Origin of the sequence: Maribacter sp. 1_2014MBL_MicDiv (assembly GCF_001865655.1) — a bacterium.
Lineage (GTDB): Bacteria > Bacteroidota > Bacteroidia > Flavobacteriales > Flavobacteriaceae > Maribacter > Maribacter dokdonensis.
Map to the genome: position 1 here is coordinate 3,532,235 of NZ_CP011318.1, position 17,135 is coordinate 3,549,369.

At 32.2% G+C, this 17,135-nt stretch carries 15 protein-coding genes; 3 read left to right on the forward strand and 12 right to left on the reverse strand.

Annotated elements, in window-relative coordinates:
- Positions 1 to 5: 5 nt before the first annotated feature.
- The 3 genes from bshA (at position 6) to YQ22_RS14870 (ending at position 2,885) form a co-directional block, all read left to right on the forward strand.
- Complete coding sequence (gene bshA / locus YQ22_RS14860) at positions 6 to 1,145, forward strand: N-acetyl-alpha-D-glucosaminyl L-malate synthase BshA (protein WP_071341807.1); 1,140 nt, start codon at positions 6 to 8, stop codon at positions 1,143 to 1,145.
- 94 nt (positions 1,146 to 1,239) lie between these two features.
- On the forward strand, positions 1,240 to 1,584 hold the full coding sequence (locus YQ22_RS14865; protein ID WP_156894584.1) for a hypothetical protein: 345 nt from the start codon (positions 1,240 to 1,242) through the stop codon (positions 1,582 to 1,584).
- 119 nt (positions 1,585 to 1,703) lie between these two features.
- Entirely contained in the window at positions 1,704 to 2,885 is a 1,182-nt protein-coding gene (locus YQ22_RS14870) for an OmpA family protein (protein ID WP_071341809.1), read from the forward strand.
- A 90-nt stretch (positions 2,886 to 2,975) separates the two neighbouring features.
- Here the strand turns inward: YQ22_RS14870 and YQ22_RS14875 are convergent, their stop codons facing one another.
- The 12 genes from YQ22_RS14875 to YQ22_RS14930 form a co-directional block, all read right to left on the reverse strand.
- Positions 2,976 to 3,674 (reverse strand): hypothetical protein, encoded by a 699-nt coding sequence (locus tag YQ22_RS14875; protein ID WP_071341810.1) that lies wholly within the window; start codon positions 3,672 to 3,674, stop codon positions 2,976 to 2,978.
- 245 nt (positions 3,675 to 3,919) lie between these two features.
- A complete protein-coding gene (locus YQ22_RS14880; protein WP_071341811.1) occupies positions 3,920 to 6,475 on the reverse strand; it encodes an Ig-like domain-containing protein in 2,556 nt (851 codons plus the stop codon).
- Between the two features lie 836 nt (positions 6,476 to 7,311).
- Positions 7,312 to 8,151 carry a hypothetical protein gene (locus tag YQ22_RS14885; RefSeq protein ID WP_232231208.1) on the reverse strand — a complete coding sequence of 280 codons (840 nt, stop codon included), beginning with the start codon at positions 8,149 to 8,151 and terminating at the stop codon, positions 7,312 to 7,314.
- 36 nt (positions 8,152 to 8,187) lie between these two features.
- A complete protein-coding gene (locus tag YQ22_RS14890; protein ID WP_071341812.1) occupies positions 8,188 to 9,213 on the reverse strand; it encodes a glycosyltransferase family 2 protein in 1,026 nt (341 codons plus the stop codon).
- Between the two features lie 289 nt (positions 9,214 to 9,502).
- Positions 9,503 to 10,276, reverse strand: a complete 774-nt coding sequence (locus YQ22_RS14895) for an SDR family oxidoreductase (RefSeq protein ID WP_071341813.1) — start codon at positions 10,274 to 10,276, stop codon at positions 9,503 to 9,505.
- A gap of 9 nt (positions 10,277 to 10,285) precedes the next feature.
- On the reverse strand, positions 10,286 to 11,026 hold the full coding sequence (locus YQ22_RS14900) for an SDR family NAD(P)-dependent oxidoreductase (RefSeq protein WP_071341814.1): 741 nt from the start codon (positions 11,024 to 11,026) through the stop codon (positions 10,286 to 10,288).
- 38 nt (positions 11,027 to 11,064) lie between these two features.
- A complete protein-coding gene (locus YQ22_RS14905) occupies positions 11,065 to 12,339 on the reverse strand; it encodes an ATP-grasp domain-containing protein (protein ID WP_232231210.1) in 1,275 nt (424 codons plus the stop codon).
- A 61-nt stretch (positions 12,340 to 12,400) separates the two neighbouring features.
- Positions 12,401 to 13,633, reverse strand: coding sequence for a glycosyltransferase family 2 protein (locus YQ22_RS14910; protein WP_071341816.1), 1,233 nt, complete (start codon positions 13,631 to 13,633; stop codon positions 12,401 to 12,403).
- Between the two features lie 4 nt (positions 13,634 to 13,637).
- Complete coding sequence (locus YQ22_RS14915) at positions 13,638 to 14,456, reverse strand: SMP-30/gluconolactonase/LRE family protein (protein WP_071341817.1); 819 nt, start codon at positions 14,454 to 14,456, stop codon at positions 13,638 to 13,640.
- A 9-nt stretch (positions 14,457 to 14,465) separates the two neighbouring features.
- Positions 14,466 to 15,212 (reverse strand): SDR family NAD(P)-dependent oxidoreductase, encoded by a 747-nt coding sequence (locus YQ22_RS14920; RefSeq protein ID WP_071341818.1) that lies wholly within the window; start codon positions 15,210 to 15,212, stop codon positions 14,466 to 14,468.
- Between the two features lie 80 nt (positions 15,213 to 15,292).
- Positions 15,293 to 15,895 (reverse strand): sugar transferase, encoded by a 603-nt coding sequence (locus YQ22_RS14925; RefSeq protein ID WP_071341819.1) that lies wholly within the window; start codon positions 15,893 to 15,895, stop codon positions 15,293 to 15,295.
- A gap of 4 nt (positions 15,896 to 15,899) precedes the next feature.
- On the reverse strand, positions 15,900 to 17,129 hold the full coding sequence (locus tag YQ22_RS14930) for a glycosyltransferase family 4 protein (protein WP_071341820.1): 1,230 nt from the start codon (positions 17,127 to 17,129) through the stop codon (positions 15,900 to 15,902).
- Positions 17,130 to 17,135: the final 6 nt, after the last annotated feature.

Consider the following 17,135-nt stretch of genomic DNA (forward strand, 5'->3'; position numbering starts at 1 on the left):
TTGTAATGAAAATAGCAATAGTATGTTACCCTACCTTTGGAGGTAGTGGTGTAGTAGCAACGGAATTAGGTATAGCATTGGCCAATAGAGGTCATGAAATTCATTTTATTACATATAAGCAACCAGTTCGTTTGGAGTTGCTGAGCAATAAAATTTTCTTTCATGAAGTGCATGTTCCAGAGTATCCGTTATTTCATTACCAACCATATGAACTTGCCTTATCCAGTAAATTGGTTGACACCATTAAGCTTCATAAAATAGACCTTTTACATGTGCATTATGCCATACCACATGCCTATGCTGGCTATATGGCCAAGAAAATGTTAGAGGAAGAAGGTATCTATGTGCCCATGATAACAACATTACATGGAACAGATATAACCTTGGTGGGTAAACACCCCTTTTATAAGCCTGCCGTAACGTTCTCAATAAACCAATCTGACGTAGTTACTTCAGTGTCCGAAAGTTTAAAACAAGGAACTTTAGAAACTTTTGATATACAAAGTGACATCGAAGTCATTCCTAATTTTATAGATGCTAAAAAGTATAGTACCTCCTTTACCGACTGCCAAAGGTCTAACATGGCAACAGAGGAGGAACGTATTGTAACTCATATTAGTAATTTTAGAAAGGTAAAACGTATACCGGACGTAATTAAAATTTTCAGTAAAATTCAGTTAGAAATTCCTTCTAAATTGATTATGGTTGGTGAAGGACCTGAGAAAGCTGGTGCAGAACGTTTATGCGAAGAATTGGGTATTTCCGATAAAGTTATATTTCTAGGTAATAGTAATGAGATAGATAAAATTCTGTGTTTTTCAGATTTGTTTCTTTTGCCATCGCAATCGGAGAGCTTTGGTCTTGCGGCACTTGAGGCTATGATCAATAAGGTACCTGTTATTTCTAGTAATGCGGGTGGTATACCAGAGGTCAACACAGAAGGTGTTAGTGGGTTTTTAAGTGATGTGGGAGATATTAATGATATGGCTTCTAAAGCAATTACCATTTTGAAAAATGATAATGTTCTGGAAAGATTTAAGTTAAATGCGCTTAAAGAAGCCCAGCGATTTGATATTCAGAAAGTGGTGCCGTTATACGAAGAAGTTTATGTACGAGCTTATAATGGAAGATTGAAAAATGTTTAAATATTCTATTTGTTTACTATTAGCCGCCACAATACAATTAAATTCTTGTAAAAGTACTGCTCAAAGTAATTTGCAAGAATCTGATGATATTGGTATGAAACTTATTTTAAATGAAAATTATAGCGGATTTGAACAAGAGGAGTATTTTTTGATAAAAAACGAAAAAGAGTTAAGTGCTTTTTACGGCAAAATAAATAGAACCCGTAAGCCGGGGTTGACTCCGCCAAAAATAAACTTCGATTCGGAAATGATTTTGGTCTGGTGTGGGGATAGTTCAGCAACTAACTATGCTAATTTCAAGGTGAGTGAAAAAGATGAGTTTATAGAGCTTCATAAACTAAAAAGTAACACTTCTAAAGAAGAAAGTAAATTGGTGGTAAGCCCTTTTAGTATGTATAAATTACCATTAAGCACAAAAAGTCTTAAAATTAAAAAGTAATTAATCGATAATAATTCTACATTCAACTATCAAACGATTTTAACTGCTATATACAGTAATTATTTTTTAACGACCTCATTTACAATTATTTTTACATTTTATAACCCAAATTATTAATTATGAAAACTACTAAAATTTTTAGTTTTATATTTCTACTCATACTATCGTCTGTCTCATTTGCTCAAGATGAGCTTCAGATAACGGCTAAAGATAGTATTGTGCAAAGTTCATGGATTGTTGGTGTAGGTTTAAATGCCGTAGATGATTCTGGTAATGTCTTTGATGGTATTTTCAATGTTGGTAAAGAATGGAACGTAGTTCCATTTCCCTCAAGGCTAAGTATAGGTAGGTACTTTAAAAATGGATTGGGTATAGAAGCTATTGGCGCTTATAACACTTATATGGAGGGTAATATAATTGATGGTAATGTAATATCTGAAGACATTAATTACTATAGCTTTGATGGTAGAATAACATATGATCTCAATAAAATTATTGGTCAGACTGGTTGGTTCGATCCTTATGTTGGTATTGGGGCTGGGTATACAGATGCCAACAATAAGGGTAGGGGTACGTATAACGCAGTAGTTGGATTTAGAACTTGGTTTTCGGATCGTTGGGGTTTAGATTTTAATTCAAGTGGAAAATGGGCAATGAGTCAAGGTGAAGGAGCTACAAATCATATACAACATGCAGCGGGTGTTGTATATCAATTCGGTATTGAAAAAGGTCTTTCCAAACGAGGTGAAGAAAAATTAGAATTGTTAGCGGCAATTGAAAAAGAAAAGCAACGTCAGCAAGATTCAATCAATGAAGTAAATCGCTTAAAAGATGAAGCCTTGTTGGCAGAAAGGCTTAAGAAGCAACAAGAGGCAGATGCATTGGCAGCTGCTGAAAAGGCTAAAATAGATGCGTTAAATAAGAAAAAGGAAGAAATTAAATCACGAATAGAAAGTTTGGGTAATGTATATTTTGCTTTAAATTCTTCCGTGGTAAATACTAGTTCTAAGAAAGTTTTAGATTCTTTGGCAAATGTCCTAGATGAAATACCAACATTAAAATTAAAGATTACTTCACACACAGATTCTAGGGGAACCTCTAAATATAATGATTGGTTATCTCAACGTAGAGTGGATAAAACAAAGGCTTATTTAATTTCTAAAGGTATAGCTGAAGATAAACTGGTTACAGAAGCATATGGAGAAACTATGTTATTGAACGATTGTGATGATAATACATATTGTCCAGAAGATAAACATGCTGTGAACAGACGTTCTGAGTTTGTTATTTTAGAGTTTTAAATAAAGTTAAATATTAAGAAAGCCGATAAATAAAGAAATATTTATCGGCTTTTTATTTTAAAGAGTTTTGGATTTTTTTTACATAAAAATTTATCCTACACTGAACGTAAATACCTCAGAGGTAGATTCATTTCCTACACTATCTTTGGTAACTATTTTCCAATAATAAGTCTTATCAGCTTCTACAGGTATATCGTTGTATCTTGATGCGTTAATATCTTCAAACAATAAAGGAGGATCTTCAGTTTCACCAAAATATAGATCAAATGAAATTATATCATCATCAGGGTCTTCTGAGCTCCATATTAAATTTACAGTGGTGCTAGTTTGAGAAATTGATGCACCCGTAACTGGTGAAATTGCACTAGCTTGCAAAGGCGGACTAGCTTCTAAATCTGGACCGATGTTGTAAAATATCCAAGTTTGGCTCTTACTATCTGAAATGCCTGTAACTGTCCAAGAATATCTAACTTCTCGCTGTAAGATAATGGCAGATGTTGTGTCTATACTCTCGTATATAATAGTATCATTATTAGAAAGATTTACCAATTCTAAATTAAACGGCCTGTAATCAGTATTGTTTTTGGTGGTCCATTCAAAAACTAGCCTGCTTTCAGTAGCTGAAACATGAGTGCCATCTATAATTTCTGAATTATTTTGTGGAAATAGTAAAAGAATATCTATTCCATCATCTATTGGGTTAGAATCAGAATAACTTAAAACATCATAGTCAATACCACAAGAATGAAAAACCAATATGGCTAAAATTAGAGTCCATCTTTTTTTCATTTTTCTAAACACTTTATTATACTAGTAATATAAATTAAATATTGGATCTAAGCTTAAATTGTTCAATAGTATTTGATTAATTGTTATCTAGAATTTTAAAACATTCTAATTAAGGTAAAAATAACTATTTCAATGAAACTTCTTAGATACTATTGGTTTATTGAAGTTAATTAATTAGGTGTACATCAAAAAAAAATCCGGTTCCAAATTATTGGAACCGGATTTCTATTTTTAAAGACATCAATTTATTGTCTTAGAAGAGGAATAATTTGATTTGAATCTCCTTTAGAAATACTTAGATAATAAACCCCATTAATTTGTCTTCCAACATTAGATAACTCAAGGTTAATATCAGTTTCGTTTTGTCCAGCTTTAAACGTGCCTTTTTCTAGTAAAACACCCATTGCATTTGTAACAGTGTATTGGTAATTACCTGCATTGCCTTTTGGTAAATGTATAGAAACTTTACCATCTGTTTGAATTGGGTTTGGAAATGCATAAGCTGTTGTTTTATTCGTTAATGACCCTACAGAAAAGCTAATACTTTCTGTAGCTACTAAAACACCACTTCCGTTAGTATCTGAATATGCTGAAACTTTTAAAATGTAGGAACCATTAGAAAGATTTGCCGCTAGGTAATCCCCATCAATATCACCAAATAAGGCATAAGGAGCTACATTCTCATATCTGGTTTCGGTTTGAGCCCCTGATAATTCAAATAAAACACTTTTAGCTTCGGATGGTACGTTAGCTCTTATATTTATATTTTGAGTACTTGATGAACTCAAATTTGATCCATTTGTCAAAGTTCCAATGTTTACATTTGAAATTGCATCTATTAAGTTTAGTGTCAATGATGTAGTTGTTGGTGGAGTAGGAGTTGAACTTGAACCAACACTGATATTAACTGAGTCAGAGCCGGTTGCACCATCGTTATCAGTTACTACCACTTCTATATTATAACTGCCAGAAACAGATTCTTGAAATGGATGTGATGTATAGGTTGCTCCATCAGTATCAACTAAATCTCCATTTACGTACACCTGGTATTTTACAACATCGCCATCAGAATCATTGGCAGTTACGCCAACTAATACTTCTTCTCCAATAGATACTACTTCACCTTCGTTCAAAGTAATAATCTGTACTGTAGGAGCTGCATTTCCTGAAGTAGGAGGTGTAGTCGTTGATCCTACTACTATATTAACAACGGCAGAGTTTGTATTGTTGTCATCATCGGTTACCGTTGCTTTAATCTCATAGTTTCCGTTACTGATATTTGTAATAACATGAGGCGTATAATTTGTTCCATCTGTGTCCACCAGTTCGTCGTTCACGAATATTTGATACTTTACAATAGTTCCATCAGAGTCAGAAGCACTTAAATTTACAGAAACATTTGAACCAGATGCAAAACTTTGACCATTAGTTAAATTGGTAATAGTTACAGCTGGATCAGAACCAGATGTTGGTGGTGTTGGGTCGGTATTTGGTCCATCATCACCATTGGCTGTAATAACCACAGTATCCGATGTAGTTTCACCAGAATTATCCGTTACCTTAGCGGTAATTGTGTAATTTCCACTAGCGATATTCTCAATTATATGAGGTGTATAATTTGCGCCGTCAGTATCCACTAAAACATTGTTAACAAAAATCTGGTGTTGTACAACAGATCCATCAGAATCACTAGATGATACAGCAACGGATACGGTTGATCCGGCTGTTACATTTTGCCCATCGTTTAAGTTCGTGATGCTCACCACAGGTGCTGTATTTGATGCAGGTGGGGTAGGTTCCGGATCTGGATCGGTAGTTCCACTACCTGAAACAGTGATGTCCACTGTGCTAGTGTCAGATTCACCATTGCTATCAGTTACCTCGGCAGTTATAACATAACTTCCAGGTTGAATATTTGAAATTGTATAAGGGCTGTAATTTACACCGTCAGTATCAACTAAACTGTTGTTCACAAACAGTTCGTGAGAAGATATATTCCCGTCGGGGTCGCTAGAAGATAATTGAACAGTTACTGAGCTACCACTTGTAATTGTTTGGCCATTACTCGGGCTTGTGATATTAACCGTTGGCGCTTCATTTGTTGGAGAAGGTGTTGGAGTCGTTGTACCACCATCACAAGAAGTAACGGATCTAGATAAACTTTCAGCTTGTGCTGCAGAATAGCTACTTTCTTTATAAAGAACCATTCTATCTATAGTGTGGCCGTTAGATCTTGCAGAAACTTGAATGTTATATACGCCAGCATTATTAAATGTAGCATATACTGCATGGGCATCATTGTCACTGGTTTTGGTACTATAGCTCCAATCAATTGTATTTGTGTATACTTTAAACCAACCACCGGAACTAGCTCCTTCAGGTGTTGGAGTCTTACCAGATCCCCCTGGATAAATTCTGCTACTACCTTTTTGACCATAAAAGTTGGATGCATTAATTTTTAACCAAGAGTCATTATGTTCAGTACTAGCGTTATGACTAGCTATAACACTAATTTTATTACGCCAAATAAATCTATATGTGCCTGAAGAATTAATTTTTACCTTATAGGTAATCGTTGAATTTCCTGGTGAATTAAAGTAATTACTTCCTCTATAAGTTAGTGCGGAACCACCAGATGCTCCAGATGTTGATTCTTTTCTCCAACTTCCGGAAATTTTAGAATCTAATTCTAAAATAGCAATACCATTTTGTTCTTCAAAATCCGCTCCACTACATTGCGCATAGATTTGTTGAAAGCAAAATGCTTGTAACAATAAGATAAGAGTAATTTTCAATTTCATAATGAATAAATGTTTGTGAGGTTAATGATAATTAAATAGTTAAAGGTTAATTTTTATAGATAATCTTATAAATATGTACTAAAGTTATTGTCAAAATTAGTCTTTGGGGGAGAGAATAGTAACGACAAAATGCTACTTATTTACGACGAAAGTATCTTTTTGGCCTATCAAATACCAGAATTAATTAAAAAGATCGTTGAAATGCACAAGTATACCTTTTGAGATCTAATTTTGAAAGAAAAATATTACATGTAATTTGAGCAGTGTTATTCTAAAGTTTTAAATAATTGAAAAGTAATTGTTTAGTATAAAACTGAAATATCTATTTATAGCCGAAATGGAAAGAAATTAACCTTTATCCTTAAATAAAGTTGCAGCTTCAATGTAGAAAATTGATGTAAATCACTTATAGATATTATTAGTGGCTTGTAATGTATGTTGAATAATTTTCAATTTTTTTTACGAATATAGCCAAGTAAATATTAAATAAAATAAGTAAGTGGTTAATTATAATACTGAAATAGGATGAGAAAATTCTTGAGGATGTAATTAATTTTTGATGAAATGCAAAAATATCAGCAAATATCCATGGAGAAAAAATATGGCAAAATTATTGTTTGATATTAAATTTAAATCATTCTCAAAGCGGTGAAAGTAAAGCAGTAAGAAAAGACGCTGAAAAAAAATTTTTCAATAAATATTGGTGATAATATCATAATGTATAGTAAAAATTTAAAATTATAGCGACTACTCTTAAAAAAGTTAATTGTATTTAGGTATCTGAGTGTAGTCGCTATATCTTTTTATTGTGATATTAGTTCAATTATATTTTTAAATTATTGATTAATATGATAAAAATTAAAAGATTTTTTAAAAGAGCTTCCTATACGTCTAGGTCTGTACCTTGATAATTTTGAATAAACACTTTTGATATGATCCATGGTGAAGAATTTAGTTTGGTTAACTAAATTCATCATTTTTGATTGTGACATATAATGATTTTCACCATTTGCCATGCTGTAAAGCGCTGCAGCTTTTGGGTAAGGTTTTAGTTTTAAATTATTTTCTAATTCAATTTTTTCATGAAAGTAATATAAGTAGGGATCTTTAACGATAATTTGCTCAAATAGGTCATTCCTTATAATAATACAAGTACCACATCTCACATTGAAATTACTCCTAATCATCCATGCCAATTTGCTTCCTTCTGTATAAAAATAGCCTTTGTTTACATACCAACCAGGTTCATTATTTTTAATCATTGAATTTACATACTTGCTAATTCCATTATGAATGCAATCGTCAGAATCCACAACCATAAAATAATCAACGTTAAAATTATCCGTTGCATATTTATGTGCAACTTGTATCTTACGTGCTTTATCTCCTTCTTTTAATTGTCGATCCTTTTCCCAATCTTCATTAGTTAATGTAGGAACATCAAATTCTACCTGCACATAATGGACTTTTGGATGCTCAAATTTGGTTGTTGGTAGCTCATGACAAGCAACAACTATTTGAAAATCTTTATCCTTTTGTCCATTGATAGATTTTAAACTTCGCTCTACTAATTCGCTAAATTTATCCCAATCAGACGAAAGCTTCTTACTTTTTACAGGTACAAGAAAACAAATCATATATAATTTTTTTAAATAAAAATAATGAGCAACTTTCATTAATAGTTGCGTTGAACATCGATATAAGCAAGGAAATCAAAATTTCCTAATTATTTGTAAACCCAAAAGAAGGCTAGCTTTATTATTAATAAATGGAAGCAAAACTGCATTTAAAACTGATTTAAAGCCAGAATTTCCAGATTTGATACCAACCGGGTACGCGTTTAACGTTTTAAGCTTATTTAATATTGTACTCAGCGTATTAACCTCTAAGCGATATTTAAAGGCTCTGACTACTAATGCATAAACGACAACATGCTGTTTTGCTTTTAATTTTTGTAATACAGATTGATTTTTTTCACTTAAGGCAGAATATTTTTCTATCAATAAATCAATTTCTTCTACAGCTTTTACCATCCCTAATATGAACTCTAAATTTTTTTTAGGATTCTTAGTCGTAACTATGGAATTTGCTACTTTGATATATCTATGTGCGTCTATATTAACTTTAGAAATTTTATTAGATTGTAAAAATACACTTGCAGTAAAAATTAAATCTTCATATGCACGCATATCTTCCAAAAACGTTATGTTACTTTCTAGCAAGTAGTTTCGTTTAATTAAATAACGCCAAGCTTGATTTCTGAAATTATATTTCGTTATGAAAGAATTTGCGTTATAAATTGAAATATTGAAATCATTTTGATTATAATCTACAGAATCTGGAAAGTTAAATAACTTTTCTTCTTCTATCTCTTTAGAATCAAATTCTAATATATCTAAACCATTTTTTTGACATAAACGAACTAAAATATTTAGTGCATTATTGGCAAGCAGATCATCTGCATCAAAAAAATATAAATATTCTCCTATAGCTTGGGTTAAGCCATTGTTTCTAGCAGCACTTGGACCTTGATTATCTTGCTTGATTAATTTAATATTTGAAAATGAATGTTGTATGGCAAAATTCCTTACTATTGAAAAACTAGCATCTGTAGAGCCGTCATCTACTATGATTATTTCGAAGGTATCATTTTCTAAGCCTTGTTTGTAAAGGCATTTTAAACAGCGTTCTATATATTTTTCCTTATTGTATAAAGGAATAATTATGCTTAATTTCATTATGTTTAGCTGTTAATATTGAAGCTGGTATTAAGTGACTATTTAATAAAATAAATGAATTTTAATTTAAAGAACCATTAATTAATTTAATAGGCAATTTTTTAAAACGTGCAAAAATCAAATAGTTTTGTAAAATTATAGAAATCAAAATATGATTCTAATAAAATTGTTTTATAACATTTTATTCGGTTAAAATACTTGATTTTAGCTGTGGTAATCAACTACAAAACTATTTGACCTTTTGTCACACTCTTACAGGAAATAAAATTTACAGTCTAGAAAATATTTATTATCTACCTAAGTATCCTCCATCAACTGGTATAACGGTACCCGTAATGTAGTCACTCGCAGGAGAGCATAAGAAAACGGTAAGTCCTTTTAAATCTTCACCGTTACCCCATCTTTTCATAGGTACTCTAATGAAAACTTCTTCGGTTCTTTTTTTATCGTTTATTAATGCAGTATTTAATTGGGTATCCATATAACCAGGTGCTATAGCGTTAACACAAATTCCTTTTGCCGCCCAATCATTTGATAGTGCTTTAGTCAATTGTCCAACTCCTCCTTTAGATGCTGCGTAAGCAGGTATAGTAATACCACCCAAGAAACTCATCAAAGAAGCAATGTTTATAATTTTTCCACCACCATTTTCTAACATGTTCTTTGCTACATATTTACAGTAGTAGAAAGTAGCATCTAAATTAATGGCAATTACCTTGCTCCATTCTTCATCTGGGAAATCCTCACTTGGGTACCTTCTCTGTATCCCGGCAGAGTTGATTAAAATATCAATCTTTCCTCCAAGTAAATCTAAAGCAGATTGATATGATTCTTTGATTTCAGCTATTTTGCTAATATCAGCTCTAATGGCGTCTACTTCAAGACCATCCTTTTTAAATTCTTCGCAAATTCCGAAAACTCTTTCATCAAAATCGATAACAACTGTTTGTGCACCTGCTTGTGAAATAGCTTCTACCATTGCTTTTCCCAAATCACCGGCACCGCCAACAACTAATGCTTTTTTTCCTGCTAAACTAAATGACTCTAATATATTTTTTTTCATAATTTATTTTTATCCCATGAATAATCCTCCGTTGACATCTAAAACTGAACCTGTTGTAAATCCTGCATCGTCACTTGCAAAATAGCAAGCTGCTGCTGCAACCTCTTTTGGTGTTCCAAATCTCTCCAAAGGAAATCTTTCTTTTAATTTTTTTAGTACCTCTGGGCTACGTGCCGCAGACATGTCCGATTCAATGGTTCCAGGTGCAATACAGTTTACTGTAATTCTTTTTTTAGCAAGTCTTCTAGCCAAACCATAAGTTAATGCTATAATTCCGCCTTTAGATGCGCTATAGGCCATTCCATTTTCAAATCCTCCCATACGCCCAGAATTGGATGACAAATTGATAATTCTTGGATGCTTGCTTTTCTCAAGGTATTGAATTGATTTTTGAATCATGGTAAACGTACCTCTAAGATTAACGGCCATAACATTATCCCATTCTTCAATAGATGTATCTTCTATGCTTGCCATATCTAAAATACCGGCACTGTTAACAAGAATATCTATACCTCCAAAGTGCTTATTAATTTGTTCTAGTATTTCTTCTACTGATGATACATTTGTTATATCACATCTATAGCCAATGACTTTTTTTCCTGTATTGTCAATATTGATTGCAGCTTTGGTCGCACTATTTTCTGAAACACTTAAAATAGCTACATTGTAACCTATAGCATAAAATTTTTCGGCAATCGCCAAACCAATATTTCTAGAGCCACCAGTAATAACGGCTGTTTTATTTTCCATATTTTTATATATCAACTAGTTAATTCTATATGTTAGTACTAAAGGTAATTTTCCGCTTTTATTGTTTCCGGCCAAGTTAATATCATGTCACTGCCAGATGTATCTTTGATTACCAATTTATCTTTGAATTCAGACATTTTTGAATTTAACTCATCAATGGAATCAGCTACGACATACATGCGGGAGAAAACTTGTCTTTCCGTACCCAACCATTCTTTTTTAACACTATCACCTTCTTTAAATCTATCTAGAACAAAAATCACGTTTTTATCTTCTTTAATTTCAGATAAACCTTCAATGGTGTCTATTGTTCCTTCTTTTAAAAGAACCCAAATGGTGCATGCTTTTTTACCCTTGAACATAAAATCGTTCTTTTCAGGGAAATCATCCTCTCCTAATACGCCCGTAAAGGCAAAATTGATAAGCATTTTTCTATGGTCAAAACCATTAATATGTGCTAAGTGTATATGTGGTGCTTCACCTTGTAGCCTAAAACCAGGATCATAAGCATAAAAAGTACCGTTCTCTACAAAAAACTGTAGGTTTAGTATTCCGTTTTGAATGTTTAGCTTTTTGAAAAAATCACTAAGTTTTGGGTGAATTTTTTCTACAAATAAATCTGTGTTTTTTGATGGATAAATTGCTCCAATACCAACGGGACTAAAATCTCCCTGTATTTTTGTGGTAATTCTATCATAAGTAGCAGAAAGATACGGCGTGCCATTTCTAAACGTGTAGTATACGGCCATATCATCGCACTCCATGTATTTTTCTACTAGGACGACACCTTTTTTAGAGAAATTCAAAGCAGTTTTAACAGATTCTTTAAAATCTTTGTCATCTCTACATATTTTCATACCAACGCCGCCTCCATTATCAACAGGTTTGATCATTAATGGGTAATCAATATTTGCAGGTTTCTCTATGCTTGAATTTGTATCTAGATAAGTGCCAGGAATGTCTTGTATATTGAATTTTTCGCAATACTTCTTAAATCCATCTTTACTACAAAAAGCATCAATTGCTTCTTTATTAGCATACGTAGGCATATTTAATTTTGCGCAAATTTCACCATAAGGTTTAACTAAAATATCAGCTACACCAACTAAGACAGCATCAACCTTTAAATCTTTTGCCAATTGTACAATTTTATCTACCTCAAAACCATCTATATCATAAGTTTCTGATGCATTCTTTTTAGCAGGGGCATCTGGGTTTGGGTCAATTACAATAGTATAAATGCCCATGGAAATTGCGATATCAACTAAAATTGCTGTTTCTGGATTTCCTCCTAATATTATAAGTTTTTTCATAAGTAAAACCTTATTTGTTTTTTTAATCATGGAAATAAAGACATGATCTAATTTCTAGAAATTAAATATTTTGAAATCTAAACTCACTGTCAAACCCTAATTGTACAAGTAGATCGGCAATTTGGTTGAAATCCGTATTGATATTTACAATCTTCTTCTCGTCTACACCAACTAGGCTTAATTCTTTTTTTATGTTTTTGTAATAAGATGGGTTAATGGTGGCCACAATTAAATAATCATAATCTAAATTATTTGCAGCACTAATAGGTTGTACACTATTACCGCCAATTTCTAATTCATGATAATCAATGTCTATCCAATTAACCACATTAAAAAAATTGTTCTTTAAATTGGTAGATAGAATATGTTGACCAAAAGAGCCGGAACTATAAACTACAACTCTAGAATTTTCTTCAACCTTTTGAAATGGGTTGAACAATTGATTTCCATCTTCTCCATATATTAAACCGCCAGATCTTACCAGTATTTGAGAGTATAGATAATAGGTTATTTGTTCTTTTATGTTTTTCTCATCTAATGACAGTTTAAGTTTAGATTGTAAATAATTCATTAATAACCCTAATCTATAATATTCAATTTTAGGATTTTCTACAGATTTTACAATCGAGTCATGTCTTTGTCTATAATAGTATAATGGAGTACTACTAATAACCAATTTTTTACATATCGTTAAATAAGAAAAAGTTATTGCAGCATCTTCACCCATGACAACGTCATCAGGTACATTGAAAAGTATTTGATCTAATAATTCTTTCTTAAAAAGTTTGTTCCATACATAAGTAGATATTCCATGTTCACAGAATTCACCATTATATATAGCATTTGGGAGTATTTCTTTTATTAGGTCGTTCTCATCGTAGATTCCTACATTTTTTGGCTTTATGGTCTCTATTTTACCATCGAACTCTCTAAAGTGACCGGTTACTACTAAGTCTGCCTTGTTAGCATCGGCTAGCCTAAACATGATATCTAAATAAAACTTATCAACCCAATCATCACCATCTACAAAAGTGATATAAGTACCTGTTGCATTTTTTAGACCTTCTTTTCGTGCACTAACAAGACCTCCATTTTCTTTATGGATCACTTTAACTCTAGGGTCTGCTTTAGCATATTTATCACAAATTTGAGGACAATTGTCTGGACTTCCGTCATCTACTAGAATTAATTCAAAATCTAAAAAAGATTGGGTTAATAAGCTCTCAATACATTGTGGTAAGTACTTTTCAATTCTATAAATAGGTACTATTACACTAACCTTTGCAGTATTCATAAGTTCAATTTTTGTTTAATTCAAGATAATAAAGTCCTCCGCCATAAAAATCATTTTCATCATCTGATTTTGCAGTAGTTACATATAGGTTGCCTTTATGGTCAATACAGCATGAAGTAACATTTTTACAAGGTAATTTAATCTCTTGTAACTTTAAGCCATTATTAGGGTTCCATTGAGAAACACATGATCCTCCCCATTCAGCTATCCAAAGCATACCTTCATTATCTATACACATGCCATCAGGACTTCCATTTCCTTTAAATTCAATTATAAAGGAGTCAAAATTTACATTGCCGGTGTTTTTGTCATACCTATATTTTGCTACTTTTTTTGTAGGGGTGTCAATAAAATATAATTCGTTTTGGTCAATTGAAAAAGCCAAACCATTGGATATCGTAGTGTTTTTGATTATGGTTTTATATTGCCCTTTATAATATGAAAGAACTTCTCCTTTATTTTCTACAACCTCAGGGTAGCCCATTGTTCCAATGATTACCCTTCCAAAAGAATCTTTGATACCATCATTGTATCTTACGGATTCATCAATATCTATTTGAAAAATAAATTTTTTGGTAAGAGTTTTAAAATCGATTTCATAAAAACCATTTTTAGAAGCAACTAAAATAATATTGTTTTCCAATAAATAAATACAGCTAGTAGGCGAATCTAATTTTATACTAAATAATTCTTTTGTGGTAGTATCGTATGAATAAACCAAAAAATCAAAAATTGAAACAAAGTATAGGCGATTATTGACTGAGTCAAAGATAGGACCTTCTAATAATTCTGAATTTCCATGAAAAATAAGTGATGAGACCATGATGAAATGTTATATATACTCTCCTCCCGTTATTCTTATTAGCGATCCGGTTGTCATAATAGATTGATCAGAAATAAAATACATAACCGCTGGGACAGGGTCCCTAGGGTTTAACATTCTTCCCATGGGAACAATGCTTGCTGCTTTTTCCTGTAGCTCGTTTTCATTAATACCTTCTTTTGTTCTTAATTCCAATTCACCTTCAGTATTGGTCCAACCCATAACTAAATAATTAGATCTTACTCCAAATTTAGCATAATGACGAGCAATATGGTTTGATAACGTATAAAGTGAGTTTTTAGTTAAGGCATAAGCTGTTCTATCAATATGACCACAATCCATATGGGCCGACCCAAAAAACACTATTGAACCCGATTTTTGAGAAATCATGGATTTTAAAACATGTTTAATCAAGAAATAAGGAGCTTTTAAATTAATATTGAAGACGCTATCAAACAAATCTTCTTCGGTTTCAAGAATTGATGAAACAGGTGTAATCCCTGCATAAATAATCAATGAATCTATTCTTTTGAATCTTTTGATGGTTTCTGAATAAAAAGCCTCAATCCCTTGAATACTATTTAAATCAAGCTCATGAAAATAAAGCCGGTTTTTAACATTTAAAGAATTAATGATTTCATTACCAAGGATAGCTTGTCTACCACTAAAAGCAACATTATAGCCTTTTTCAATACTAGACTTTAATATTTCTTTGCCAACTCCTTTGGCACCACCTAAAATCATTACAGTTTTCATCAACAAGGTTTAAATTTCGTTAGTAAAACGAGGTATTATTACTATTATTATTAACTGAACGCTATAATGCGATAGTTAGTTCAATTGTTACCGACAAATTTTTTCATTGTGGTATTCTCCGATGCTGAGATGTCAGCTCTTTTAACAACTTTAAGCAAAGTCTTGAGGTAAATTTTCATATCCAACATAAAAGATATATGCTCTACATACCAAACATCATATTCAAATTTCTTCTCCCAAGAAATTGTATTTCTTCCATTTACTTGGGCCCAACCGGTTATTCCCGGTCTAACCAAATGTCGTTTTTTTTGTTCTTCGTTATATAATGGTAGGTAAGAAACTAATAAGGGTCTTGGACCAACAAGACTCATATCACCTTTTAAAACATTCCATAGTTGTGGCAACTCATCCAAAGAACTCTTACGAACAAAGTTGCCAAATGTGGTAATACGTTCCACGTCTGGTAAAAGTTGGCCATCGGAGCCTTTTTTATCATTCATGGACTTAAATTTTACAATCTTAAAAATTCGTTCATTTTTGCCAGGTCTTTGTTGATAAAAAAAAGGTTTTCCCTGATTAACCACATATAGGATTAAGGCAACGGCTATCAATAATGGTAAGGCTAATACTAATACTGAAAATGAAACAATAATATCTAAGAAACGCTTAATTAAAGGATACATGTTATTATTTTTTTGAAAAAAAATCTTCTACAACTTTGGTGTATTGGGCACAAAGGATAGATTTATCGTATGTGCTTTCGGCTAATTTTCTTGCGTTTTCACCCATCAATACTAGTTCCTCTGGATTATTTTTTAGATAAAGAATTTTCTTTACAAAATCTTCTGGTGACTCAGGATCAACATAAACGCCACAATTATTTGTTTCCACCATAGTTTTTGTCCATCCTTTAGAATTTACGATAATAGGTTTACCGGCAGATAACGAATCGAATAATTTATTGGGCGAATTGGTATATAAAATAGGTATGTTAGCAAAAGTTACTAAAGACGCATCACAAAAATTTACTAATTCAGAAGCTTCCTCAACTCCAAAACGACCTAAAAATTTAATATTATCAAGCTTATGTGTTTTACAGTATTCTAAGAAAGATTCTATCATAGAGCCGTATCCGATGAAAATAAAATCAATATCAGTATGGGATTTTAATAATTTTGCGGTTTCTAATATATAATCAATGCCATTAGAAAGACCCATAGAGCCAAAATAAACCAACTTGAAATTATCTTTTTTTAGCCCATATTTATTCATTAGCTCTAAATTATGTTTACGAGGAAAGAAGTGGTCTATTTTGGACATGTTGGGAATCATGGTCACCTTACTTTGTTCTATTCCGGTTCGTAGTACTCCTTCTTCCATGCCAGGGGAAAGAGCAACTATATGTTTAGCATTATTATAGATACTTTTTTCTAACCATAATGCAGTATTTCTAAGGAACCAATTATTTAATGCGCCCATTTGTATAGGTACCTCTGGCCAAAGGTCACGTACTTCAAAAATATAAGGTATGCCTTTTAATTTTTTTAAGAATAATGCTGGAATTCCTATTGTTAGTGGGGTAGAGGTGGCAATGACCATGTCTATATTTTTCTGCTTAAGGGCCGTTATTGTGCTTTTTAGCATAAAACCAAGGTATGCTTTAAGTCTTCCTAGAAAACCCATTTTTTGATTATAATAAGCTTTCAAATAAATCACGGATATACCATCTATGCTTTTTATAGAAGTATGATCTTCTTTGTTTCGAGTACTAGTAATCATAGTTACTTCATGACCATTCTTTATCAATTCTTGGCTAATCCAATAAGAACGGGTGCTGCCACCGTCTTCTAGTGTGTTGAAATATTGGTGGATATAAAGGATTTTCATTGAGTATTGTTTGGTATGTTTAGTTTTCATTAAGAC

Bases quoted from the DNA above. Each gene is read 5' to 3' on its own strand.
- YQ22_RS14865 (WP_156894584.1), top strand. From the start codon at position 1,240: ATGAAACTTATTTTAAATGAAAATTATAGCGGATTTGAACAAGAGGAG.
- YQ22_RS14895 (WP_071341813.1), bottom strand. From the start codon at position 10,276: ATGAAAAAAAATATATTAGAGTCATTTAGTTTAGCAGGAAAAAAAGCA.
- YQ22_RS14930 (WP_071341820.1), bottom strand. From the start codon at position 17,129: ATGAAAACTAAACATACCAAACAATACTCAATGAAAATCCTTTATATC.
- YQ22_RS14905 (WP_232231210.1), bottom strand. From the start codon at position 12,339: ATGAAAAAACTTATAATATTAGGAGGAAATCCAGAAACAGCAATTTTA.
- YQ22_RS14880 (WP_071341811.1), bottom strand. From the start codon at position 6,475: ATGAAATTGAAAATTACTCTTATCTTATTGTTACAAGCATTTTGCTTT.
- YQ22_RS14900 (WP_071341814.1), bottom strand. From the start codon at position 11,026: ATGGAAAATAAAACAGCCGTTATTACTGGTGGCTCTAGAAATATTGGT.
- bshA (WP_071341807.1), top strand. From the start codon at position 6: ATGAAAATAGCAATAGTATGTTACCCTACCTTTGGAGGTAGTGGTGTA.
- YQ22_RS14920 (WP_071341818.1), bottom strand. From the start codon at position 15,212: ATGAAAACTGTAATGATTTTAGGTGGTGCCAAAGGAGTTGGCAAAGAA.
- YQ22_RS14890 (WP_071341812.1), bottom strand. From the start codon at position 9,213: ATGAAATTAAGCATAATTATTCCTTTATACAATAAGGAAAAATATATA.
- YQ22_RS14875 (WP_071341810.1), bottom strand. From the start codon at position 3,674: ATGAAAAAAAGATGGACTCTAATTTTAGCCATATTGGTTTTTCATTCT.
- YQ22_RS14910 (WP_071341816.1), bottom strand. From the start codon at position 13,633: ATGAATACTGCAAAGGTTAGTGTAATAGTACCTATTTATAGAATTGAA.
- YQ22_RS14915 (WP_071341817.1), bottom strand. From the start codon at position 14,456: ATGGTCTCATCACTTATTTTTCATGGAAATTCAGAATTATTAGAAGGT.
- YQ22_RS14870 (WP_071341809.1), top strand. From the start codon at position 1,704: ATGAAAACTACTAAAATTTTTAGTTTTATATTTCTACTCATACTATCG.
- YQ22_RS14885 (WP_232231208.1), bottom strand. From the start codon at position 8,151: ATGAAAGTTGCTCATTATTTTTATTTAAAAAAATTATATATGATTTGT.
- YQ22_RS14925 (WP_071341819.1), bottom strand. From the start codon at position 15,895: ATGTATCCTTTAATTAAGCGTTTCTTAGATATTATTGTTTCATTTTCA.